Genomic DNA, 25,272 nt, shown 5'->3' with positions numbered 1-25,272 from the left:
CGCGGCCGTGCTCCCGGGCCGTGCCGCCCTGTGCTGTGCCGCGTCGCGCTGCCGTGCTGCGCCGCGTCGCGCCGTGCCGTGCCGTGCTGCCGTGCCGTGCTGCCGTGCCGTCGGGGCCCTGGCATGTCGGTCACTACTGTTAGCCTGCGCTGCGTCGTCGATCATGGCGATTCCTGATGAATTCTGGCTGTTTCGCCACTGCGGAGGGTATTCCTGATGGGCTGGCTACCGGTGGGAGACTCGTACGAGATCTCTCTCGTGGACGGGAAGGTGGCGGCCCGGTCCTCGGGCCCGCGCACCACCGGCCGTCCACTGAAGACCCTGCCGAAGGCGCTGCGGGACAGCGCCGAGGTGGACCGGCTGCGCCAACTCGCCCAGTGGCTGGACCGGCACGCCGCCGAATGCCTGGCCCGGGTCGACGCCTGGGTGGTGTCCTCGCTGCCGGTGCCGACCGGGCTGCTGGCCCGGGTCTGGCCGGACCCGGCCTGGCGGGACGCGCTGCGCGACCTGGTGGTGCTCGGGGAGGACCCGGCCGAGCCGGGCTTCCTGCGGGACGTCACCGCCACCGGTGACCTGCGCGTGGTCAATCTCGACGGGGAGACCGTCCGGCTCTCGCCGACCTGCGCCACGCTTCCGCACCCGGTACGCCTGCCCGACCTGGCCGACCTGCGCGGGTTCGCCGACGAGATCGACGTCTGCCAGCGGATCGAGCAGCTGCACCGGGGCACCTGGGACAGACCGGCCGACCTGAGGGACCGGGACACCGCGATCACCGAATTCCGCGGCACCACGGTCCCCAACCGGCTGGCCGTCCGGGCCGCCACGTCCGGCTTCCGGGTTTCCGGTTCGCGGGTCACCTGCCGGGTCTGGGAGGCCGGTCGCACGGTCGAGGCGGCCATCTGGTTCGACGAGGACTACTGGGACACGGAGGCGACCCTGGGCACCCTGTCCTGGTCGGTGGTGGACGGACCGACGCTGCGGTTGCCCGAGGTCGGGCCGGTGGCCTGGTCGGAGGGAATGCGAATGGCGACGGCCCTGTCCGGCGCCGCGACCGGAACGGGGGAGCAGGCGTGACCGGGATGCCGACCAGGTCGGGCGACGATTCGACCGAGAGCCTGCTGACCGCCGGTGCGGTGCTGCCGGCCGACACCGCCGGGGCCGGGGACCGGGCGGTACCCCTCACCGCCCGCGCCTACCGGCACGAGGCCCTCGACGACCGGGTGGTGGTCCGCCTGGTCGACGCCGTGCTGGGCGAGGGCGAGGACCTGGCCCTCGGCTTCCTCGGCCTGGCGCCCGCTGCCGAGCCGGCCGTCGTCGGGCTGGGTCCGCGCCGTCCGCTGGCCTTCCCGGAGTGGGTGCTGGTGCACCACCCGGCGGACGGCCGGCACGCGCTGGCGGTGGTGCCGGAGTTGCAGAAGCTGGCCAAGCAGGTGCGCTCGCGGCCGAAGGCCGCCCTGGACGGGCACCAGGCGATCGCCGACCGGTTCGCCCGTACGCTGCCGCACCTCCTGCCGACGTTCTTCGAGCAGGCGGCCCGGGTGTTCGTCGCCGCCGGGCAGGACACCTACGCGATGCAGCTGTTCAACAAGGCGCGCCGGGCGGAGGCGCAGCACGGCCTGCCGGTCGACCTGAACCGCCTGGACGAGGTCTACCTGGAGTTCGCGTCGGCCAAGGTGGTGTCCGCGACCGCGTTGGCCGGCTACGCGAAGGAGCTGTCGGCCCAGTTGCCGGCCGACGAGGCGCTGGACCGGTTCTGCCGGTTGGCGTTGCGGGCCGCAGCGGCCGGCGTGGTGCCGTCCACGCAGTCGGCCAGCGCGGTCAGCCGGCTGGTCCGGATCGCCGTCAAGGCCGCCGGCCGAGCCGGCGCCACCGCCGTCGCCGACCGCGAGGCGGCCTACCTGGCCGAACTGCTCCGGCTGCCGGTGGCGGCCGAGGCGCCGGCCGGCTGGTGGAAGGCGCACCTGCCGACGGTGACCGCGCTGGCCGGCCGGGACCCGGCGATCCGGGGCAGCCTGCTCGACCTGATGCCCGCCGACCGGGACGACCTGGTCACCTGGCTGGCCGTGTTGACCGACACCGGCGCACTCGCCGGTCTCTCCGAGCCGGACGTGCCGGACCCGGCCCGCCCGCAGGACGGCTCCGTCGGCTGGCTGCGCCGCTTCGTCAGCCTGGCCGACTCCGGCCACCGCCGTCGCCGCGTGCCGGAGCTGTACCCGCTCGTCGAGCGGATGGCCGACCGGCTGCGCGCCGAACTGGCCGCCAGCGGCGAGACCCTCGCCGCCGCTACCGACCTGGACCTGCTCGACCTGCTGCTCGCCCTCGGCCTGCCGGTGACCGCGCCGAAGGAAGGCGACCTGCTGGACCTGGCGCAGTGGGTCACGGCCGAGGGGGAGCGGGACCTGCTCGCCGTGACCGGCGACGACCGGTTCACCGGTGCCCTGCGCCGGGGCCTCGACCAGCTCGACGACCAGCAGCACGCCCTGCGCCGGGTGGCCGGGACGCCGGGCCTGCGGCCGATGCTGACCGACTGGCTGCGGGAACGGATCCGCGACCGGTTCGCCGCCGGACTGCCGTACCTGCCGGAGTCGGTGGACTGGCTGGGTCGGCTCCCGGTCGAGGCGTTGCGCCTGGTGTCCGCGGAACTCGCCCCCGGCGCGGGCGGCGACCTCGGGCCGACCCTCGGCGTCGACCTCGCCGAGCAGGTGGCCCGCAGCCTGCGCGGCGGCATCGTCGAGGAGCTGGGCTGGCCGGACTGGGAGCAGGCCTGGCAGGAGGTGACCGGCGGGGACCACCGGGTCGAGCTGACCCGGCAGGAAGCGTGGCCGTACGTGATCCTGGGCGGGCCGACCACGGTACGGGTGCTCGGCGCCGAGGGCATCGTACTCCGCCACGACCTGCGTATCCCGGCCGGCGACCGGTGGGGCCGGACCGGCTACCACTACGTCGACGGCCAGCTGCTGGTCTACTGGCACTCCCAGGCGCTCGGCTACGACCTGTGCGGCTACTGGCACTCCTCGCCCGGCGAGCCGCAGCCGATCGTCGGCCGTTCGGCGGGCAGCGAGCCGCGTACGAACAGGATCACCCTGCCGCTGCCCGGCGGGGGACGGACCACCGGCGACGGCGTGCTGCACGTCGGGGACACCGCTGTCCCGTCGGAGCTTCCGGTCATCACCGACGGCACCTCCTACTGGGTCCACCGCCCGGGTGAGGAGGACGGCAAGCGCGGCTGGCACGAGTACGACCCGGCGAGCGGCACCCACGGCCGGCGTGGACTGCCCCGGTTCCTGGCCGACGTTCCGGCCGACGGCGGCCACCTCCGGGAGTCGGCCAGCTGGTTGCGGCCGGCCCTCTCCGACCGGGCCACCCCGGCCGCCGTCCCGGTGGACGGTCTGCTCGGCTGGCGGGTGGTCACCCTGCCGGACGGCTCGGTACGCGGTGAGGACCTGGCCGGTCGTACCGTCACCGTGGCCCGGGGACAGGATCCGGTCGCGGCGCTGGTGCTGCCCGGCGACGACCGACCGCGCGCGGTCCTGCGGGGTTTCGCCCTGGTCGACCCGGACGGCGTTGTCTCGGCCGCCGCCGGCCCCCCGGACAGCCGGACCTACACCTCCGGCGCGGTGCCGCTGCCGGACCAGCGGTTCCTCGGCAATTTGCTGCCCCGGGACCCGGTCGGTTCCGCCGCCCTGCGCCGGACGGACCGGGAAACCGCCGCCGCGCTGCTCGCGGTCGCCCTCGACGAACGCCGTGCCGCCCTCGCCGAGGAGGCCGCGCAGGCGGCGACCCGGTCCCTTCTGCCCAGGGCCGCGCAGGCGGTCGCCGGCCGCGCCGTCGCCGGTCCGGCGTCCGCGACCGGCACCCCCGGCTCCGGGGCGTCCACCACCGCCGACGGGGACGCGCTGGTCGAGCTGGTCCGCTCCACGATGCCGGCGGTCGGTCACGACGCGCTGCTGGCCGGGGTGGCCGGGGTGCTGCGACTGGCCGCCCGGGTGCGCACCGACCTCGACGCGGTGACCGAACGGCTCACCAGGTCGCTCGCCGCCCCGGCGGCGGCACCGGTGGCCACCGCGTCCGGACCCACCGACGAGCAGCTCAACCTGGCGCTGGACGGGCTGCGCGGCTCGGCCTACGGGGCGGGCCGGTGGAGCCGCGCCTTCACCCAGTTGCACGCGTTCGCCGCCCAGTCTGCCGCCACCGACGGCGGCGACCCCGCCGTCCGGCTGCACCTCGACGGGCCGCCGCTGCCCTCCGCGCTGGCCTGGTGGCCGGTGCTCGACGGGGTCGCCGCCGTCGCCTACCGGGCCGTCGCGGCGGTCACCCCGGACGAACACCGGGAGACGGTACGCGCCCTCCTCACCGAGCTGGACCGGCTCGGCCTGGCGGAGGTCGGCGAACCGCCCCGGTGGCGCCGGTTCACCCTGCACCTGCTCGACGAGGACGTGAACAACCCGGACGGCACCCGCCGGCATCCCCGGCCGGGGATCCTGCCGTTGGCCGACGGCGCGTTCATCGCGGTCCTGCACTCCAGCGGCACGGCCACCGGCTACCTCTTCGACGCGCTGTACCACGATCCGACCGGCGTGTTCGCCGTACCCGAGCCGTACACCACGCGGGCGTCGGCCCCGGTCGGCGCCGACCGGCCCGCCGGCTGGCTGGCCGGCTTCCTCGCCGAGTGGGCCGCCCGTGGCGCGCTGCCCTGGCGGCCGGAGGCGGCCGAGCAGTTCGCCGAGCTGACCGGCGTCACCCCCACCGCCGCGAAGCTGATGCTGGCCGGGCTGCCGTACGTGGACTCGGCGGGCACCGTGCCGGCCGAGCTGCGCCGGGCGCTCGGGGTGCGGCAGGTCGGCGAGGTCAAGCTGGCCTTCGGGGTGCTGAACGAGGCCGGCCCCGAGGTCCGACGGGCCGTGGTGTCGGCGCTGCTGCCCGACAACCCGGCCCGGCTGTGGACCGACGGCCCGGACGTGGCCGCCGCCGCGACGGCCTGGAACGCCGTCCTGGGCCGCCGGGTGGTGGTGCCCGAACAGTTGCTCGCCGAAGCGGCGCGCGGGGTCCGCACCGGTTGGGGACCGGCGAAGGCGTTGCCGGCGCTGCTCGACCCCGCCCGTTCGGTGGAGCTGAGCACCGACCTGGCCTTCGAGATCAGGGGCGACCGGGCCCGGCAGGTCGACGCCCGGCTCACCGGCTTCACCGGTGAGGTGCTGCGTTCCACGGTCGCCCTGGCGGCCTGGGTCGCCCACCACACGCCGGCCGGCGACCCGTGCCGGACCGCGTTGCCGGCGGTGCTGGCGGTGCTCCGGGAGCGGCTGGCCAATCCCCGTCTGCTGCTCGATCTCAACGAGTACCTCTCGCTGCCCGCGTTCCGGCAGGTGGCGGGCACCCCGTCGGAGACCGGCCCGGGGTGGGAACGCTACGGCGCCATCGTGCTGGCCACCCACGACAGCCAACCGTCGCCCGCGCTGCGGCCGGACCTGCTCGACGCCGACGGGACGGACCCGTACCTGCCGGCGCTGCGGCAGGACGCGGCCCATCCGTGCGCGACGGAGGTGGCGCTGCGCCTGGTCCGCGACCGGCGGTTCGCGGCGCTGCTCGACCAGCCGGGAGAGCCGGGCGGCGACGGGCGGGCCGCCGACGGGACCTGGTGGCCGCAGGATCCGACCCGCTCGGTGCCCGACCTGGTCGCCGAGGCGGCCGGCGAACACGGTCTGGGCGCCGACGCGGCGGCGGTGTACCTGATGCTGCTGGCCATGCCGGACCCGACCGACCGTAACGCGGCGAAGTGGACCGGCTGGAAGCCGGCCCGGCTGAAGGCCGCCCGTGCCGAGCTGGCCGGCACCGACCTGGTCGTCGGGGCCAGCCGGCCCCGGGCCGGCCGGTCGCTGTTCCTGCCCGGTCCGTGGCTGGAACGCGGCAGTGGGCAGGCGCCGATCGAGGGCTGGAAGGTCGCCCTGTTCGACCTGGCCCCCGACGGCACGGCCGGGCTCGGCGTGACCGTGCCCCTCGAACCGGTGCCCGACCTCTACCGCCGGGCCTGGCGACGCCTCCGGGACGGCGACCGGCCCCGGTTCGACGACCTGTCCAGCCGGACTGTCCGCCGCTGACCCCGACCCGGTGGGCGGCGGTGCCCGCGACGACCGACCCGGCCGTCGCGGCACCGTCCACCGCCGAACCCTGTTCCGAGCACCCCCATCCGAACCAGAGAGATCGAGGAACGCCCGTGACCGTGACGGAACACGTCCGCCCCACCACGGCGCCGGAGACCGCCGCCCAGGTCCTCTCCGCCGAGCAGCGGTACGCCGACGAGTTGGCCTTCCTGGCCGCGTACGACGACGGGGCCCGGCCTCCGGGCTGGGCGCTGACCCCACGCGCCGTGGTCACCTTCATCCGGGGCAGCGACGGCGAGGCGTTGACGCTGCCGGCCGACCGGCGCACCCGGCCGGACGGCACCGAGCTGCCGGCCACCCTGACCGTGCCGGCCAAGTTCGTCGGGGAGCGGAGCCTGGTCGAGCGGTGCGTGGTCACCCTGGCCGGCGAGCGGGGCCTGCTGCTGGTCGGTGAGCCCGGTACCGCCAAGTCGATGCTCTCCGAGCTGCTGGCCGCCGCGGTCAGCGGCACCAGCGCGCTGACCGTCCAGGGCACCGCCGGCACCACCGAGGACGCCTTCCGGTACGGCTGGAACTACGCCCTGCTGCTCGCCCAGGGCCCGAGCCCGCAGGCGCTGGTCGACTCGCCGGTGCTGACCGCGATGCGGACCGGTCGGGTGGTCCGCATCGAGGAGGTCACCCGCTGCCTGCCCGAGGTGCAGGACGCGCTGGTGTCCATCCTCTCCGACCGGCGGATGAACGTGCCGGAGCTGTCCGGCACCGAGGACGGACTGATCCGGGCGATGCCCGGCTTCACCGTGATCGCCACCGCCAACCTGCGGGACCGGGGCGTGTCGGAGATGTCCTCGGCGCTGAAGCGCCGGTTCAACTTCGAGACCATCCACCCGATCGCGGACGCGGACACCGAGACCGACCTGGTCCGTCGGCAGGCCACCGCCGCCGTGCAGCGCGCCGGCGCGGCGTACACGGTGGACGACGCGGTGCTCGACGCGCTGGTCACCGTGTTCCGCGATTTGCGCTCCGGCCGGTCCGGCGAGGGCTGGGACGTGGAGCGGCCCGGCACGGTGATGTCCACCGCCGAGGCGGTGCAGGTGGCCGCGTCGCTCGGCCTGGCCGCCGCGTACCTGCCCGGCGGGGACGCGCTCGACCTGGTGCCCGGACACCTGCTCGGCGTGGTCCGTAAGGACGACCAGAACGACCACGCCCGGCTGCTCGGCTACTGGGACGGCCCGGTCCGCCGCCGGGCCGAGGACGGCTCGGCGATGTGGCGCCGGCTCTGGGACCTGCGGGAGAACCTGCGGTGAGAACCCTTTCCCGTACGTCGACCGGTGCGGCCCCGCCGCCCGCCGACCCGGCGACGACCGACCCGGCGACGGCAGATCCGCGTGCCGTGGTCGACGCGCTCGCCGGTTCGACCCGGCCGTACCTGATCGGGGTGCGGCACCACAGCCCGGCCCTGGCGGCGGTGATCCCGGCACTGCTGGACGCCGCCGGGGCGGAGGTGGTCTGTGTCGAGCTGCCGGCCGACTTCCAGCCTTGGCTGCCGTACCTGTCCGACCCGGCCGCCCGAGCCCCGCTGGCCCTGGTCGGCAGCCACGGCACGGACGGGCCGATGGGCTTCTACCCGTTCGCCGACTTCTCCCCGGAACTGGCCGCGATCCGCTGGGCCCGGCAGCACGGCGTCGAGGTGGTCTGCTGCGACCTGCCGCTGGCCGACCCGGGCTGGGTCGGCGACCCCACCCACCCGGCGACCGACCTCGACCCGACCACCGACCCCGACCCGGCCGCCGGTGAGCCGGTGTCCGGCCCGCGCCGGTCCGGCTACGCCGCCGCGCTCGGTGCCAGCGGCACCGGTCGGGACGGCGACGACCTGTGGGACCGGGTGGTCGAGGTACGCGCTCCGGGCTGCCCGCCCGAAGCGGTCCGTCGGGCCGCCCTCGGCGTCGGCTGGGCGATGCGGACCGACAGCGCCGACGGCGACGGCGTCCCGGCCCGGGACCTGGCCCGCGAGCGGCACATGCGCCGGGTGCTGGCCGAGGCCGGTGCCGACGGCCGTCGGGTCGCCGCCGTCGTCGGTGCCTTCCACGCCCCGGCGCTGCTCGCCGCGCCGCCGGTCGACGCCTCCGCCGGCCCGGTCGATGCCGCCCCCGCGTCCACCCGACCCGTCGTCGCCCCGGGCGACCCGGTCCGGTCCGCGCCGAGCCGGTCCGGACCGGCCACCACCGGTGGCGGTACGGCGGTCACCTCGCTGGTGCCCTACGCGTTCGACCTGCTCGACTCCCGGTCCGGCTACCCGGCCGGGATCCGCGACCCGCGCTGGCAGCAGTCCGTCCTCACCGCCGCCGGCGACCCGGAGCGGATCCGGGCCGCCGCCGCTCGGGCGGTCACCGACGTGTGCCGGGAACTCCGCGCGGCCGGTCACACCGCCGGCACCGGCGAGGCCGCCGAGACGGTACGGCTGGCCGACGACCTGGCCCGCCTGCGGGACCTGCCCGCCCCCGGTCGGGGCGAGGTGCTGGAGGCGGTGACCACCGTGCTCGGCCAGGGTGAACTGCTCGGCCGGGGCCGGGCGCTGGCCAGGGCGCTGGAGACCGTGCTGGTCGGCGCCGAACGGGGCCGGATCGCCCCCGGCACGCCGCGATCCGGGCTGGGCCCCGCCGTCGAGGCGGAACTCACCGCGCTGCGGCTGCCCCACCCGGACAGCCCGAAGTCCCGCGAGGTCCGGCTGGACCCGCTGCGCACCGAGCTGGACGGGCGGCGGGAGATCCTGCTGCAACGCCTCCAGGTCTGCGGTGTCGGCTACGGCGAGGCGATCGCGGTCTCCGGCACCGGCGACGGCGCCGCCCTGACCACCCGCTGGCAGCTGGCCTGGACGCCGTCCGTGGCGGCCCGACTGGACCTGGTCGGCGTACGCGGGGTGACCGCGGCGCTGGCGGCGGCCGGCACCCTGCGGGAGCGGTTCCGCCGGGAGGCCGCCGACGGGGGTCCGACCGCCGCGCAGCTGCTCACCGGGCTCCGCGACGCGGCCCGGTGCGACCTGTCCGACCTGGTCACCGACCGCCTCGAACTGGCCGCCGTGGTGCTGCCGGGCACCGCCACGCTGCCCGAACTGCTGGCCGCCCTGGACCTGCTGGAAGCGCTGCGCCGGGAACACCTGCCCGGCACCACCGCCGACGGCCGGATCCGGGCGGGCGAGCTGGCGGGGGTGCTGCTGGACGCGGCGGTGCGCGGGCTGCCCGGCCTGGCCGGCAGCGACGACCCGGCTGACGCCGTCGCGTTGGTCGACCTCGCGGTCCGGGCCGGCGAGGACCGGATCGGACTGCGTCTGGACGAGGCCCTCGGTGACCTGGCCAGGACCGGTTCGGCGTTGATCCAGGGCGCCGCCCTGGCCGCCCGGGTGCTGCTCGACCTGACCGACCTGGAGACGCTGGGCAGCCGGGTGGCCGGCTGGATCGACGCGGCGACCGGGCCGGACACCCGGCGGCACCTGCACCGGCTGCTCGGTGGTCTGCTCACCGCGGCGCACCCGTTGCTACAGTCCGCCCCGGCCGCGCTGGACCCGCTGCTGGACCGGATCGAGCGGCTCGCCGACACCGAGTTCCTGGACCGGCTGCCGGCGTTGCGGGGCGGGTTCGACGTGCTCACCCCGGCGGCCCGGGACCGGCTGTTGCACACCGTCACCGACCGGCTCGGCGACCGGCTCGATCTGGTCCTGTCCGCCCCGCCCGAGCTGCTGGCCCGCTGGGCCGCCGCCGACGCGGCGGGCCGCGCCGTCCTGGTCGCCCGGGGCATCCCGATGCCGGGCCCGACGACCAACGTCGCCGACGCCGACGCCGACGCCGACGCCTCCACCGGAACCGCGTCGGAGACGCCGGCCGCCGGGCTCACCGCCACGGACCGCTGGCGGCTGCTGCTCGGCCGCCAACCCGACCGGTTGCCGGCCGACGCCCGCCGTTACGCCCGTGCCCTCGACGAGCTGTACGGGACGGGCCGGGGCGAGGGGGGCACCGACCTCGGCCAGGCAGCCGGCGGTGGCCAGGAGGCCTCCTTCCCGACCGCACGGGAGTGGGCCGCCGAACTCGAGGCACTGTTCGGCACCACCGTCCGCGAGGAGGTCGTCGCCCGCGCGGTGGAGAGCGGCCGTACCGACGTGCTCACCGAACTCGACCCGGCCGCGGTACGCCCCTCGATGGAGCTGCTGACCTCGGTGCTGTCGCTGGCCGGTGGGCTGCCCGAGGCACAGCTGACCCGGCTGCGTCCCCTGGTCCGGCGGCTGGTCGAGGAGTTGACCCGGCAGCTGGCCACCCAGGTGCGTCCGGCGCTGACCGGGTTGTCCAACCCCCGGCCGTCGCGCCGGCCCGGCGGCCGGATCAATCTCGCCCGGACGCTGCGGGCGAACCTGGCGCACACCCGGCGGCTCGACGACGGCCGGACGGTGGTGGTGCCGGAACGCCCGGTCTTCCACACCCGGACCCGCCGCGAGGCCGACTGGCGGCTGGTGCTGGTGGTCGACGTGTCCGGCTCGATGGAGGCGTCCGTGGTGTGGTCGGCGCTGACCGCCGCCGTCCTGGCCGGCGTGCCCACCCTGTCCACCCACTTCCTGGCCTTCTCCACCGAGGTGGTCGACCTGACCGACCGGGTCGACGACCCGCTGTCGCTGCTGCTGGAGGTACGCGTCGGCGGTGGCACGCACATCGCCGCCGGGCTGGCCCACGCCCGCTCGCTGGTGACCGTGCCGAGCCGCACCATCGTCGCGGTGGTCAGCGACTTCGAGGAGGGCTACCCGCTGGCCGGGCTGCTCGGCGAGGTCCGCACGCTGGCCGGTTCCGGCGTGCACCTGCTCGGCTGCGCCGCCCTGAACGACAGGGGAGTGCCCTGCTACTCGGTGCCGGTCGCCGAGCAGCTCGTCGCGGCCGGGATGCCGGTCGCCGCTCTCAGCCCGCTCGAACTCGCCCGCTGGGTGGGCGACCGCGTACGCGGAGGATCACGTTGACGGAGCGCACACCCACCACCGTGGACACCGACCGGCTGCCGCCGGTGCTGCCGGCAGTCACCGCCACGGCGGTGGCGACCCTGCCACCCCGGCTGCACCGGCGACTGGACGCCACCGTCGAACGGCTGGCCGGCGTACCGGTCGGTCGGGTCGACGGCGGGGTGTCGGTCGACTGCGGTCCCGAGGCCCTGGTCACCCTGACGCCCGGCCCGGCCGGCGCGGTCACCGACCCGGACCAGGCGCGGTGCAGCTGCCTGCTGGCCCCCCGCTGCCTGCACCGGACCGCGGTCCTGGTCGCCTGCCCGGTCGCCGACGAGGCCACCCGTCCGGCGTCCACCGCCGCCGCACCGTCCCGTCCGGAGGGGGCCGATCCGTCCGGTCCGGACAGCGCCGACCCGGTCGCCGGGCGGACGGGGAGGTCCCGGCGTACCGGGGAACCGGCCGGCGCGGACGGCCCGGCCGGTCGCGGCAGCGCACCGACGAAGGCGCAACGGGCCGCCGCCGGCGTGCTGTGGCGGGCCGCCGTCGCGGTGCTCGCGGCCGGCGTGCCGGCCGCCGGCGCGGTCCCCCAGGCCGAGCTGCTGCGGGCCGCGCACGGCGCCCGACTGGCCGGTCTGCCGCGCGCCGAGAGCGCCGCGCTGCGCACGGTACGGGGGCTGCGCGCCCACCGGGACCGACAGGCCGGTCACCGACTGGCCGAACTGGTCGAGGTGCTGCACGACCTGCTGTACGTGGCCGGCCGGCTGGCCGCCGGTGATCCCGACCCGGCGCTGGTCGGCGTCCTGCGGCGGTCCTACCAGCCGGACGGCACGCTGGAGGTGTACGGCGTCTGCCGGGAGCCGGTGATCAGCGCGACCGGGTACGCCGGGGTGGTCACCCACCTGGTCGCCGCCGACGGACGCCAGCTCTCCTTCGGCGACGTGAAGCCGGGCGGCCCGGAGCGGGCCCGCGACTGCGCGCGGGCGGTCACCGAGATGGGCGCGGTCGCGGTCAACCACGCGGTGCTGGCCCGGGGCGGCCTGCGGATCACCGGCACGACGGTCTCCCCGGACGGCCGGCTCGGTGCCGGCAAGGGCGTCCGGGCCACCCCGCTCACCGGGACCGACTGGTCCGTCGGGCCGCTCGCGGACCTGTTCGCCCGTCCGCTGGCCGAGGTGGTGGCCGCCCAACTCGCCGTCGACGATCCGGCGGACCCGGACCGGGCCGGGACCGCGCTGGTCGGTGCGGACCTGATGGTCGTGGGTGCCGTCGGTGACCAGGTGCTGGCCCGCGAGTTGGCGCCTGCCGCCGACGCCGGGGGAGAGCGCCCGCCGCTGCCGGACGGGCCGGTGATCCGGTTGGTGCCGGTCAGCTCCCATCCCGTGCTGTCCCACGTGGCGAACCTGCGGCGGCTCGCCTCCTGGCCGGGCCTGCGGATCCGGGTGGTCGGCCGGCTGGACCCGGACCGGGCCGGCACCCTGCGCCCGCTCGCGGTCGGCGCGGTGCCCGGTTCCGCCGCGACGCTGCGGCTGCCGGCGGACTGGCACGGGCGGGCGGACCTCGGCTACGACCGGATCCAGGGTGGCCACCTACCGCCACGTGATCCGGCCGCGACGACCGGGCCGGTGCTCGCCGTCGGTGCCGATGCCGATGCGGAGTCCCCGCTGTGGCGGGTCCGCCGGCTGGTGGAACTGGCCGTCTCCGGCGGTCGCCGTGCGGTCGGCGAGGCGGCGCGCGGCGAGGGCGCCTGGCTGGCCGGTCCGCTGCGCCGGGCCGGCTTCACCACCGCCGCCGCGGTGGCCACCGCACTCGCCGAGGAGTCCGACCGGCGCGGCCGGGACGCGTTCGGCCGGCTCACCGATCCCGACCCGGACCGGTACGCCTGGGCCTGGCTCGCCGCGACCGCCCACCTCGCCGCCACCGAGCGGGAGCTGATCCGTTCCTCGTGGACCGCCCGAGCATCGGCTGACCTGCCGGAACCCGGGACTGCCGGGGGCCGGGCGGCCGGTGGGCGGCGGGCCGGCTGACCGGCGCACGTGAGCCGGACCGCCGGTACCCCGGCGCCCGCCCGGATCCGGGCGGGCGCCGGGGCGCGGAAGCCGTGCCGCGCCGGGGCTGAATCATCCGATCGGTCGATGACCCCGGTGTATTTTTCCCGGGTCACTCCACTCCTCTACTGGTAGTCAGCCCTTCCAGAGGAGGAGCGCCATGAGGAGTATCCGGCTGTTGGCGGGCGTCGTCGTCGCGGTGGTGTCCGCCGTGACGGTGGCCGTGCCGGCACACGCGGCGGATCCGGTCGCCGCCGACACGGGACGGGACGGGACCGAGGCGGCGGTCCTCGCCTACAAGACGGTGTACCCGACGATCACGGACGGCGCCGCCACACTCGCGGCGACCCAGCAGGAGGCCCGTAAGCAGCTGCACGAGCAGTTGGCGAAGGATCCGCAGACGTACGGCGGGGGCTACTTCGACCCGCCGTCGGGGGTGACCCACGTGGCGCTGACCACGCAGGCGGGCGCGGATCGTGCCGTCGAGGCGGGACGGGCGCTCGGGCTCTCCGTCGCCGCGCGGGTGGTGGAGCGCAGCTACGACGAGTTGGAGCGGCTCGCGGAGACGGTCCGGGTCGGCACCGACGACCTCGCCGTCGTGGCCAAGCAGCGGGTGGGCGTCGAGGTGAGCACCAACACGGTGACCGTCGCCCTGACCGCGCAGGAGGAGGCCGGCCTGCCGAAGGGCGCGGTACCGAGCTGGGTCACCATCGTGCCGGCGAGCACCGACGCGGTCGAGGAGGACGTCTGCACGTCGCGGGCCAACTGCAACGACAGCCTGCGGGCCGGACTGGTGATCCGCCGCTCCGGCGGGGGCTGCTCGCTGGGCTTCACCGCCCGCAGCAGCGGCGTGCGGTGGGCGCTCACCTCCGGTCACTGCGGCGGTGGCTCGGTGACCAACTGGTCCACCGCCGGGACGCCGATCGGCCCGATGCACCCGGTGAACGCGCTCAACTCCGGCGCGGTCGACGCCGGGGCCATCCAGGTCACCAACGCCGGGTACGCGGCGGACACCCTCGGCCGGATCGCCATCTCCGGCTCGTCCTGGGTGCCGGTGAAGGGCCGGGCGCACACCATGTCGTTCATCTGGGTCGGCGACGTCGTCTGCGTCTCGGCGCGGTACGCGGCGCCCGCCACGTCCGGTAACCCGTGCGGGGTGGTCACCAAGACCAGCGACGCGGCGGTGCGCGGCCTGACCCGGTACGAGGGGTACGACCCGTGCCCCGGTGACAGCGGCGGCGGCGTCTACTGGCTCACGTCGTCCGGCAAGCGGTACGCGTTCGGCCTGCACAGCCGCAGCACGTCGGGGTGCAACGCGTCGCCGCGGAAGGCCTGGTTCAGCGCCCTGCCGAGGTTCTGGCCCGGCCTGTCCTACGACGTGGCCTGACCGGTCGCCGACCGACGCCGACGGGGGACCGGCCGGCTGGAGCCCGCTCGGGCCGGCCGGTCCCGTACCCGCTGGTCGGCGCGGGCCGGTGACGGGTCAGTCGGATAACCGCCAGTTCATAGAAACGCATCTACATTCTGATGTCTGCCGTCTAACATCTCCTCAGCTGATCGACATTGGTCGATCAAGCCTCACGTTCCGGAAGGACATGTCCAGATGGCTCTCCAGTCCTCCGCCAGGCAACGCTGGCGTCTCGGCGTCGCCACCACCGCAGTGGCCGCCGCAGTGGCGTTCGCCGCCCCCGCGACCGCGGCACCCGCCGACGGCGCCATCCTCCAGGCGGGCGGCGCCACCGCCGTCGCCGACTCGTACGTCGTGGTGCTCAAGGAGACATCGGTGGCCCGCACCGGGGTCGACGCCTCCGCCCGGAGCCTCGCCCGCCAGTACGGCGGGGCGGTCGCCCGCACCTACCAGCACGCGCTGCGCGGCTTCGAGGTCAGCCTCTCCGAGGCGGCGGCCCGCCGGCTCGCCGCCCACCCCTCGGTGAAGTACGTCCAGCAGAACCACCGGGTCAGCATCGCGGCCACCCAGTCGCCCACCCCCTCCTGGGGCCTGGACCGGGTGGACCAGCGCAACCTGCCGCTGAACAACTCCTTCACCTACCCGAACAACGGCTCGGGCGTGCGGGCGTACGTCATCGACACCGGGATCCGGTTCAGCCACGGCGACTTCGGCACCCGCGCGGTGAGCGGCTTCGACGCCATCGACGGCGGTTCGGCCGACGACTGCAACGGGCACGGCACGCACGTCGCCGGTACCGTCGGCGGCACCGCGTACGGCGTGGCCAAGGGCACCACCCTGGTCGGCGTCCGGGTGCTCAACTGCCAGGGCAGCGGCACCTACGCCCAGGTCGTCGCGGGCATCGACTGGGTGACCGGCGACCACGACCCGGGTGAGCGCGCGGTGGCCAACATGAGCCTCGGCGGCGGCTTCGACCAGGCCACCAACGACGCGGTGGCGGCGTCGATCGCCGACGGCGTCAGCTACGCCGTCGCGGCGGGCAACGAGTCCGGCGCCAACGCCTGCAACGTCTCGCCGGCCAGCACCCCGGCCGCCATCACCGTCGGGGCGACCGAGTCCAACGACGCGCGGGCGAGCTACTCCAACATCGGCACCTGCCTGGACATCTTCGCCCCGGGCAGCGCGATCACCTCGGCCTGGCACACCGGCGACACCGCCACCAACACCATCAGCGGCACGTCGATGGCCAGCCCGCACGTGGCCGGCGCCGCCGCCCTGGTGCTCGCGGCGAACCCGTCGTACACCCCGCAGCAGATCCGCGACAAGTTGGTCGACGACGCCACCGGCAACGTGGTGACCAACCCCGGCACCGGCTCGCCGAACAAGCTGCTCTACACCGGCAACGTCGTCCCGCCGACCCAGGACTTCAGCGTCGCGGTGACCCCGGCCGCCGGCTCGGTCAACCCGGGCGGCTCGCTCACCGCCACCGTCTCCACCACGACCACCGTCGGCAGCCCGCAGACGGTCAGCCTGACCGCCAGCGGCCTCCCGGCCGGCGCGACCGCCACCTTCAGCCCCGCGTCGGTCAGCACCGGCGCCTCGGCCACCCTGACCATCGCCACCGCCGCCAGCACCGGGCCGGGCACCTACCCGGTGACCGTCACCGCCACCGGGCCGGTGACCACGCAGAGCACGTCGTACGTGCTGACCGTCAACGGGCCGCCCGGCTGTTCGCAGACCAACAACACCGACGCCACGATCTCCGACAACAGCACCGTGGAGAGCGCGGTCACCATCTCGGGTTGCGCCGGTAACGCGTCGGCGGCCAGCACCGTGCAGGTGGCGATCGTGCACACCTTCATCGGTGACCTCGTGGTCAGCCTGGTCGCCCCGGACGGCACCGCCTACGTCCTGCACAACGGTACGGGCGGGTCGGCCGACGACATCAACCAGACCTACCCGGTGAACCTGTCGTCCGAGGTCTCCAACGGCACCTGGCGGCTGCGGATCCAGGACGCCGCCTCCGGTGACGTCGGCTACCTGAACACCTGGACGCTCAACCTGGGCGCCCCGGTCGTCCCGAGCTGCGGCGGCACCAACGGCACCGACGTGACCATCGCCGACAACAGCACGGTCACCAGCGCGATCACGGTCAGCGGGTGCGCCGGTAACGCGTCGGCGGCCAGCACCGTGCAGGTGGCGATCGTGCACACCTTCATCGGTGACCTCGTGGTCAGCCTGATCGCCCCGGACGGCACCGCCTACGTCCTGCACAACCGTGCGGGCGGGTCGGCCGACAACATCAACCAGACCTACCCGGTCAACCTGTCGTCCGAGGCCCGCAACGGCGTCTGGCGGTTGCGGGTGCAGGACGCCGCCTCCGGTGACGTCGGCTACCTGAACACCTGGACCCTCGGCCTGTAAACCCGTTCGACGCCGGTCACCCGGCTCGGCCGGTCGGCCCCCGCCCGCGACGTGCGGGGGCCGACCGGGTACCGCCGGGACAGCAGCCCGCCCGGCCGTCGGGGCATTGACAGCCGCCGTGGTGGCGTCGACACTGTGGCGACAACTCAAGACGCGTGTACGTGTGGGGGAAGTCCGGTCGAATTCCGGCGCTGGCCCGCAACGGTAGGCCGTCCAGGGGGTGACCCCGGCGGCGAGCCCGAATACCCGACGTATCCGCGAATCCCGCTCCTTCACCCGTCGTGGCCCACGGGTCGGAGTCCCGGCCGGCTGCCCACGTTCGCCAACCGTCCGGGATCTGACGACCACCGGGCCGGAAAGGCACGTGACGATGGTCGTCCGCCTGAGCCGGCACCACCTGCTCGCCCTCCTCTGCGGTCTTCTCGCCGCCCTCACGCTCGGTGCACCCGCCCTCGCCGCGCCCGCCCAGGCCGGCGCGAACCGCCCCGCCTCCGCAGCCGGTTGGCTGGCCCGGCAACTCGTCGACGGTGAACGCTTCGAGACCGTCTTCGACGGCGTCGCCTACCCCGACCCCGGACTGACCCTGGACGCGGTGTTCGCCTTCGCCTCGGCCGGCGTCGCCGACCACGCGGGCAACCGGGCCCTGAGCTGGGTCACCCGGCCGGACATCCGCGACGGCTACCTCGGCGACGGCACCACCGAGGCGTACGCGGGCGCTACCGCCAAGCTCACCCTCGCCGTCCAGGTGCGCGGCGGCGACCCGACCGCCGTGGGCGGCCTCGACCTGGTCAGCCGGCTGCGGTCACTCCAGGCACCGACCGGCCGGTTCACCGACCGGTCCGCGTACGGCGACTACAGCAACGCCTTCAGCCAGTCCTTCGCGATCCTCGCGCTGGCCCGGACCGCCGCCGGTGTCCCACCCACCGCGGGACAGTGGCTCGCCGGCACCCGCTGCCCCGACGGTGGCTACCCGCTGCTGCCCGCGCAGCCGACCTGCGTCTCCGACGTGGACGCCACCGCCCTGGCGGTGCAGGCGCTGCGGGTCGCCGGCCGACCCGCCGACGCCGCCGCCGGCATCCACTGGCTCGTCTCCGTGCAGCGCACCGACGGGGGCTTCACCAACGCGGCCGGCACCGCGAACGCGAACAGCACCGGTCTGGCCGCCCAGGCGCTCCGGGACGGCGGCCGACCGCTCGCCTGGGCCAGGGCCCGAGGATTCCTGGTCGGGCTCCAGGTCGGCTGCGCCGGTGCGCCCGCCGACCGGGGCGCGGTCGACGTCGACGGCGGCACCCTCGACCGGGACACCGTCAACCGGGCGACCGCCCAGGCCGTCCTGGGCCTGACCGGCGTCGGCTACCCCCGGCTCTCCGCCGTCGGCGCCGATGCGCACGCCCCCACCCTGCCCTGCCGATGAACCGCCGAGAAACCCTGCCGACAGAAGGAGAACCCGTGTCCCGCTTCCGTCCCTCCCGTCGTGGCTGGCTCGTCGGCCTGATGGCCGCCGTCCTCGCCACCGCCGGCCTGACCGCCGCCGAACCCGCCCCACGGCCCGCCCAGGCCGCCGCCTGCACCGGCACCTCCGGTGTCACCGTCGTGGTGGACTTCACCGCGCTCGGCGGGGGAGTGTCGGTCGCCTGCGCACTCGGCGACCCGGCCACCGGGCTGGCCGCCCTGCAGGGCGCCGGCTTCACCGTCACCGGCACCCAGCGCTGGGGACTGGCCTTCGTCTGCCGGATCAACGGCCTGCCGACCTCCGCGACGGACCCGTGCGTCAACACCCCGCCGGTCACGGCGTACTGGTCGTACTGGCACGCGCCGAGCGGCGGCGCCTGGTCCTACAGCAGCTCCGGCGCGGGCAGCTACAACCCCGCACCCGGCAGCGTCGAGGGCTGGTCCTTCGGTTCGGGAGCGGCACCGAGCATCCCCGCCCCCTGACCGGCGGCCACCCGCACCGAACGCGGTGACCGGGTGCCGGCACCTTTCTTCTGGCGTCACGTGACGACCGGACGCTATCGTGTCGGCACCCGGGTCCATCCGGGACAACTGCATACGTCCTGAGTGGGGGGAAGCCGGTAGAAGCCGGCGCTGACCCGCAACCGTGAGCGAGGCCCACCTCGCGAGCCGGAACACCCCGCCCGGGACGAGCGGCTTCCACTGTCGAGGTCTACAGGGTGAAGTCCGGCCACCGCCGAGGCCCGTCACCCCGCTCACGATGCACGCGAGCGGGTTCTTCGGATCCGAGGTGCCCTCCGGAGCTCACCGACCGCTCTGCGAAAGGCACCCAGCATGCCCCTGTCCCCGCTCCGACGTCCCGGTATCGGCGTCGCGGCGACGACCGCGCTCGTCGCGCTCGCCGCCACCGCCCCCGGCCTCGGCCTCGCGGCCCCGTCCAGCACGGCCGACCCGGCCGCCGCCCGCGCCGGTGCGAGCTGGCTGGCCGACGAGTTCACCGACGGGGCGCTGCCCGGCCCGTTCGGCGGCCAGGACTGGGGCCTGACCGTCGACGGTCTGCTCGCGTTGACCGCCGCCGACGTGGCCGAGCCGACTCGCCGTGCGGCCACCGATCAGGTCGCCGCGCACGTCCGGTCGTACAACAGCTACGACGACTACGGCATCGAGGGCTTCACCGACGGCGGTGCGACCGCGAAGCTGCTCTACGCCGCCACCGCCGCCGGTGCGGACCCGACCGACTTCGGCGGCTGGGACCTGCGCGCGGAGACCCTGGCCCTGGTCGCCGGAGCGGACAGCGGCGACCAGCGGGGCCGGATCACCAGCCGGACCAACGAGGCCAGCGGACCCGACGCCAGCAACACCTTCGACCAGGCGTTCACCGTGCTCGGGCTGGCCCGCAGCGGTGACCTTCCGCAGGACCCCGTGGACTTCCTTCTCCGCCAGCAGTGCGCGGCCGGGGGCTTCCGGCTGTACCCCGACGCCGGGGACAAGCCGACCTGCGACACCCAGGCCGCACCGACCCTCGACGTGGACTCGACCGCCATGGCGGTGCAGGCCCTGCTGACCGCGGCCGAGGAGGGGGCCACCGGCGCCGCCGACGCGGCCCGACGCGGCGCCGACTGGTTGCTGACCCAGCAGCACGCCGACGGTTCGTTCGGCGGTTCGGGCCCGACCACCGGCACGAACGCCAACAGCACCGGTCTGGCCGGGCAGGCCCTCGCCGCGGCCGGACGGGACACGGCAGCCGACCGGGCCGCCGTCGCCCTGGTCGCGCTGCAACTGACCACCGCGACCGGCGGGGCAGCCGCCGCCGACGCCGGTGCGATCGCCTACAACGCCGAGTCCCTGGCGGCGGCCCGGGGGGCCGGACTGGGGGAGAACGACCGCGACCAGTGGCGTCGGTCCACTGCCCAGGCGCTCCTCGGCCTGGCGCAGGTGCCCCTCGGCCGGATCGGACTCGACCCGCCCTCCTCGCCGAGCCCCAGCCCGAGCGTCTCCGTCTCACCCTCCCCGAGCGGTTCACCGACGCCGTCCGGCTCCGCCACACCCACCCCGACACCGAGCCTCACCGACAGCCCGGTCCCGCCGACCCCGACGTCGACCGCGTCGACCCCGTCCGCCGCACCGAGCACCACACCGGCCGGGGGCGGGACGGGCGGACTGCCCACCACCGGCGCCTCCGTCGTCACGTACCTGCTGGTGGCGCTGCTGCTCATCGGCGGTGGTACGGCGCTCGTGGTGGTCACCCGCCGGCGGACGACGTGACCGCCGGAATCCGGTTCCCGGCGGTCACCGGGGCGGTCCGGCTCACGGCGGTCCCCGTGGCCGTGGCCGCCGCCCTGGTCGTGCCGAGCCCGGCCCGCGCCGCCGGCACCGCCGGTCCCTGCCCGGACGCCTCCGGGGTCACCGTCGTGGTCGACTTCAACGAACTCGGCGGCGGAACGGTGGTCCGCTGCGCCCCGGGCGCCCAGGCGACCGGCCTGGCGGCACTGAAGAACGCCGGCTTCTCGGTCACCGGCACCCTCCGCTGGGGTGAGGGCTTCGTCTGCCGCGTCGAGGGCAAGCCGTCGGTGGCGACCGAGAAGTGCGTGGACACGCCACCGGCCAACGCCTACTGGTCCTACTGGCACGCCGACAACGGCGGCAGCTGGCGCTACAGCGACAAGGGCGTGCTGAACCGCAGGCCGCCGGCCGGCAGTTTCGAGGGCTGGTCGTTCTCCCGGGACCGCAGCCCCGACGACGCGCCCCGCCCCGGCGTGGCACCGACCCGACCGGCGCCGCCCCGCCCGACGACGTCCCCACCCGTTCCGCCCGGCGGGGCGACCCCACCGGTTCCCCCCGGCCCGTCCCAGCCGGGGCGGCCCGTGCCGACGGGAGCACCCGGCCCGTCGGCGGCCACCACCGCCCCGGCCACCGCGTCGGCACCGGCGACACCGACCGCGCCGGCCCCCACGGGCCTGCCGGCCGCCCCGGGAACCGGCGAACCCGCCGCCGCCCCGCCAGGTGGCCCCGCCGACGCGCCGGTCACCACCGACGTCGCCGCGCGGCACGACGACGGGCTCCCCCTGGGCACGGTGGCCGGAGTGCTGCTGCTGGTGGCACTGGCCGGCGGCGGGATCCTCGCCGCCCGACGCCGGCGCGCCACCGACCCGGATGGCTGACCGTGCCACCGTCACCGGGGCACCCGCTCCGGTGCCGGTTCCCCGCGTCGGGGCAGCCGGGTCCCGCCTGCCCCGGGCCCTGCATCCCGGCGCCTGGTGGCTGTGGGCGCTCGGACTCGCCACCGCGGCCAGTCACACCACGAACCCGCTGCCCCTGGCCCTGCTGATCGGCACCGCCGCGTTCGTGGTCGTCCGCCGTCGGGGCGACGCCCCGTGGGCGTTGGCGTTCCGGATGTACCTCGTGCTCGGCGCGGTGATCGTCGCGATGCGGGTGGTGTTCCGCGTCGTCTTCGGCGGTGGCCAGGGCGAGCACGTCCTGCTCCGGCTTCCGGAGATCCCGCTGCCGGAGTGGGCGGCGGGCATCCGGCTGTTCGGGCCGGTGGCCGTCGAGGAACTCCTCGGCGGGTTCTACGACGGCCTCCGACTGGCGACCATGCTGATCTGCCTCGGCGCCGCGAACGCCCTGGCGAATCCGAAGCGACTGCTCAAGGCGGTCCCCGGGGCGCTCTACGCGGTGAGCACGGCGGTCGTGGTGGCCCTGTCGGTCGCCCCGCAACTGGTGGAGAGCGTGCTGCGGGTACGCCGGGCGCGACGCCTGCGCGGCGGCTCTGGGAGGGGACTGCGCGCGCTGCGCGGCGTCGCCCTGCCGGTCCTCGTCGATGCCCTGGACCGCTCCGTGGCGCTGGCCGCCGCGATGGACTCCCGTGGTTACGGCCGGACGGCCGCCGTACCCGCCGGTCGGCGGGCCGGCACCGGCGCGTTGGTGCTCGCCGGCCTGGTGGGTGTCTGCGTCGGTGTGTACGGGCTGCTCGACGGCACCGCCCCGGAGTACCTGGGCGGGCCGATGCTGCTCGGCGGCCTGGCGACCGCCCTGGCCGGGATGCTGGTCGCCGGCCGCCGGGTGGTCCGCAGCCGCTACCGGCCGGACCGCTGGCGGCTCGCGGAGCTGACCGTGGCCGGCTGCGGGCTGGCCGCCGCAGCGCTGGTCATGCTGGCCGGATCGGTCCACCCGGCCCTGCTCTACCCGCCGGTCAGCCCGCTCGACTGGCCGGAGCTGACCCCGCTGGTGGCACTGGCCGTGGCGGTCGCCGTGGCACCCGCCTGGCTGGCACCCCCACCCGCCGTGGCCCGGCCCGGCACCCCCGGAGGCGGACGATGATCGAATTCGACCGGGTGACGGTCCGGTACGCCGGAAGCGACACGCCGATGCTCCGGGACGTGACGCTCCGCATCGACGAGGGGGAGTTGTGCCTGGTCGTCGGTCGGACCGGCGCCGGCAAGTCGACCCTGCTGCGGGCGATCAACGGGCTGGTGCCGCACTTCACCGGCGGCACCCTGCACGGCACGGTACGGGTGGACGGCCGCGACACCCGCGATCACCCCCCGCGTGACCTGGCCGACGTCGTCGGTGTCGTCGGACAGGATCCGCTGGCCGGCTTCGTCACCGACACCGTCGAGGAGGAACTCGCCTACGGCATGGAGCAGCTCGCCCTGCCGGCCGCGGTCATGCGCAAGCGGGTCGAGGAGACCCTGGACCTGCTGGGCATCGCCGAGCTGCGGCACCGGCCGTTGCGGACCCTCTCCGGCGGGCAGCAGCAGCGGGTCGCCATCGGCGCGGTCCTCACCAGCCATCCCCGGGTCCTGGTGCTCGACGAGCCGACCTCCGCGCTGGACCCCACCGCCGCCGAGGACGTCCTCGCCGCCGTCACCCGCCTGGTCCACGACCTCGGCGTCACCGTCGTCCTCGCCGAACACCGGCTGGAACGGGTGGTCCAGTACGCCGACCGGCTGGTCCACCTCCCCGGGGACGGCCGGGCGGTCGACGGGGACCCGGCGACCGTGCTCGCCGACGCCGACATCAGCCCTCCGCTGGTCGAACTCGGCCGGCTCGCCGGTTGGACACCGCTGCCGCTGTCGGTCCGCGACGCGCGCCGACGGGCGTCGACCCTGCGTCGGCGTCTCGCCGGCACGGCACCACCCACGATCCCCGTTGTCGCGGACTCCACACCGGTCCTGACCGCCCGGGGGGTCGTCGTGCGGTACCCGGGAACGGTCGCCGTGGCCGGCGTCGACCTCGACCTGCACCCCGGCCGGATCGTCGCCCTGATGGGCCGTAACGGGTCCGGCAAGTCCAGCCTGCTCTGGGCCATCCAGGGCAGCGGGCCGCGGCAGGGCGGCACGGTCACCGTCACCGGTCCCGACGGCGCGGTCGACCCGAGGAGCGAGCCGGCGGACCGGGCCCGCCGCCGGGTCGGACTCGTTCCGCAGACCCCCGGTGACCTGCTCTACCTCGACACCGTGGCCGCCGAGTGCGCGCAGGCGGACCGGGAGTCGGGCGCACCGGCCGGCACCTGCCGGGCGCTGGTGGACGACCTCACCCCCGGCCTGCCCGGCGACCGCCACCCCCGGGACCTGTCCGAGGGGCAGCGGCTCGGGCTCGCGCTCGCCGTCCAGCTCACCGCCGCCCCGCCGGTGGTCCTGCTCGACGAGCCGACCCGGGGACTGGACTACCTCGCCAAGCGTCAGTTCGCCGCCCTGGTACGCCGGCTGGCCGCCACCGGTCGGGCGGTGGTGGTGGCGACGCACGACGTCGAACTCGTCGCCGGCCTCGCCGACCGGGTGCTGGTCATGGCCGAGGGGGAGATGGTGGCCGAGGGTACGGCCGCCGAGGTCATGCTCGCCTCCCCGGCGTTCGCCCCGCAGGTGGCCAAGGTCCTGGCGCCGGAGCCCTGGCTGACCGTGGACCAGGTCGCCACCGCGCTGGCCCGCTCCGGGGCACCGGCATGAGCGTGATCCGGGTCGCCCCCCGCACGGCCGTCGTCCTGGTCCTCGCCTCGGCCGCCGCGCTGGCCACCTTCGCCTGGCCGTTCGTCGTCCCCGCCCAGGCGGAGAGCACCGCGCGGACCGGCGAGGCACCCCTCGTCCTGGTCGTCATGCTGCCGGTGCTGGTGGCGCTGGTACTCGCCGAACTCAGCTCCGGCGGCATCGACAGCAAGGCCCTGGCGATGCTCGGTGTCCTCGCCGCGGTCAACGCCGCGTTGCGTCCGCTGGGGGCCGGCACCGCCGGTATCGAGACGGTCTTCTTCCTGCTCGTCCTCGCCGGTCGCGTCTTCGGTCCGGGCTTCGGGTTCCTGCTCGGCGCGATCTCGCTGTTCGCCTCCGCGCTGCTGACCGCCGGGGTCGGGCCGTGGCTGCCGTTCCAGATGCTCGCCGCCGCCTGGGTCGGTCTCGGTGCCGGCCTGCTGCCGCGACGACCCCGGCGCAGAGCCGAGATCGCCCTCCTCGCCGGCTACGGCGCGGTCGCCGCCTACGGGTACGGCCTGCTGATGAACCTGTGGTTCTGGCCGTTCAGCACCGGTGCGGACACCCAGCTCTCCTACGTCGCCGGCGCGCCGGTGCTGGAGAACCTGCACCGGTTCGCCGTCTTCACCGCGGTCACCTCGACCTTCGGCTGGGACACCGGTCGGGCGATCACCACGGCGGTGGCGATCGTCCTCGCCGGACCCGCGGTGCTGACCGCGCTGCGCCGGGCGTCCCGCCGCGCCGCCTTCGGCGCGCCGGTCACCTTCGCCGAGGCGGACCGGCCGGACACCGTGCCGCCCCCGGCCGACCGTTCAGCCGACCGGAGCGGGCCGGCGCCGGTGGTCACCGGCGGCGACCGGCCGGCACCACCGCACCCGCACCCCCGCGATCCGTGACGGGACCGGTT

At 75.7% G+C, this 25,272-nt stretch carries 14 protein-coding genes and 2 riboswitches; all 14 genes read left to right on the top strand.

Annotated features, from left to right (window positions below):
- Positions 1-216: 216 nt before the first annotated feature.
- The 14 genes from AB0F58_RS01460 to AB0F58_RS01395 all read left to right on the top strand — a co-directional run bounded on the left by AB0F58_RS01460 (position 217) and on the right by AB0F58_RS01395 (position 25,261).
- Positions 217-1,074, top strand: coding sequence for a DUF4132 domain-containing protein (locus tag AB0F58_RS01460; RefSeq protein WP_357136309.1), 858 nt, complete (start codon positions 217-219; stop codon positions 1,072-1,074).
- Complete coding sequence (locus AB0F58_RS01455; RefSeq protein ID WP_357136306.1) at positions 1,071-6,095, top strand: hypothetical protein; 5,025 nt, start codon at positions 1,071-1,073, stop codon at positions 6,093-6,095. Before AB0F58_RS01460 ends, AB0F58_RS01455 begins: the two co-directional genes overlap by 4 nt.
- A 116-nt stretch (positions 6,096-6,211) precedes the next feature.
- Entirely contained in the window at positions 6,212-7,402 is a 1,191-nt protein-coding gene (locus AB0F58_RS01450) for an AAA family ATPase (RefSeq protein WP_357136303.1), read from the top strand.
- Positions 7,399-11,091, top strand: a complete 3,693-nt coding sequence (locus AB0F58_RS01445) for a DUF5682 family protein (protein ID WP_357136301.1) — start codon at positions 7,399-7,401, stop codon at positions 11,089-11,091. Before AB0F58_RS01450 ends, AB0F58_RS01445 begins: the two co-directional genes overlap by 4 nt.
- Complete coding sequence (locus AB0F58_RS01440) at positions 11,088-13,097, top strand: hypothetical protein (RefSeq protein ID WP_357136298.1); 2,010 nt, start codon at positions 11,088-11,090, stop codon at positions 13,095-13,097. The genes AB0F58_RS01445 and AB0F58_RS01440 overlap by 4 nt, the downstream gene beginning before the upstream one ends.
- Before the next feature lie 181 nt (positions 13,098-13,278).
- Entirely contained in the window at positions 13,279-14,505 is a 1,227-nt protein-coding gene (locus tag AB0F58_RS01435; protein ID WP_357136295.1) for a hypothetical protein, read from the top strand.
- A 216-nt stretch (positions 14,506-14,721) separates the two neighbouring features.
- The gene (locus AB0F58_RS01430) at positions 14,722-16,950 is read left to right on the top strand and encodes a proprotein convertase P-domain-containing protein (RefSeq protein WP_357136292.1); all 2,229 of its coding nucleotides are present in this window, start codon (positions 14,722-14,724) and stop codon (positions 16,948-16,950) included.
- 119 nt (positions 16,951-17,069) lie between these two features.
- Positions 17,070-17,219, top strand: a riboswitch (cobalamin riboswitch).
- Between the two features lie 101 nt (positions 17,220-17,320).
- Positions 17,321-18,364 (top strand): peptidase, encoded by a 1,044-nt coding sequence (locus AB0F58_RS01425; RefSeq protein ID WP_357136792.1) that lies wholly within the window; start codon positions 17,321-17,323, stop codon positions 18,362-18,364.
- An 80-nt stretch (positions 18,365-18,444) separates the two neighbouring features.
- Positions 18,445-18,885, top strand: a complete 441-nt coding sequence (locus tag AB0F58_RS01420; RefSeq protein ID WP_357136790.1) for a hypothetical protein — start codon at positions 18,445-18,447, stop codon at positions 18,883-18,885.
- Positions 18,886-18,959: 74 nt separating this feature from the next.
- Positions 18,960-19,104, top strand: a riboswitch (cobalamin riboswitch).
- 132 nt (positions 19,105-19,236) lie between these two features.
- A complete protein-coding gene (locus AB0F58_RS01415; RefSeq protein WP_357136289.1) occupies positions 19,237-20,667 on the top strand; it encodes a prenyltransferase/squalene oxidase repeat-containing protein in 1,431 nt (476 codons plus the stop codon).
- Positions 20,668-20,723: 56 nt separating this feature from the next.
- On the top strand, positions 20,724-21,563 hold the full coding sequence (locus AB0F58_RS01410) for a hypothetical protein (RefSeq protein WP_357136787.1): 840 nt from the start codon (positions 20,724-20,726) through the stop codon (positions 21,561-21,563).
- A complete protein-coding gene (locus AB0F58_RS01405) occupies positions 21,556-22,722 on the top strand; it encodes a CbiQ family ECF transporter T component (RefSeq protein WP_357136286.1) in 1,167 nt (388 codons plus the stop codon). Before AB0F58_RS01410 ends, AB0F58_RS01405 begins: the two co-directional genes overlap by 8 nt.
- Complete coding sequence (locus AB0F58_RS01400) at positions 22,719-24,350, top strand: ATP-binding cassette domain-containing protein (protein WP_357136283.1); 1,632 nt, start codon at positions 22,719-22,721, stop codon at positions 24,348-24,350. Before AB0F58_RS01405 ends, AB0F58_RS01400 begins: the two co-directional genes overlap by 4 nt.
- The gene (locus AB0F58_RS01395) at positions 24,347-25,261 is read left to right on the top strand and encodes an ECF transporter S component (protein WP_357136280.1); all 915 of its coding nucleotides are present in this window, start codon (positions 24,347-24,349) and stop codon (positions 25,259-25,261) included. Before AB0F58_RS01400 ends, AB0F58_RS01395 begins: the two co-directional genes overlap by 4 nt.
- Positions 25,262-25,272: the final 11 nt, after the last annotated feature.

Origin of the sequence: Micromonospora sp. NPDC023956 (assembly GCF_040639195.1) — a bacterium.
Taxonomy (GTDB): Bacteria; Actinomycetota; Actinomycetes; order Mycobacteriales; family Micromonosporaceae; genus Micromonospora.
This window is presented reverse-complemented; position numbering and strand designations above follow the sequence as displayed.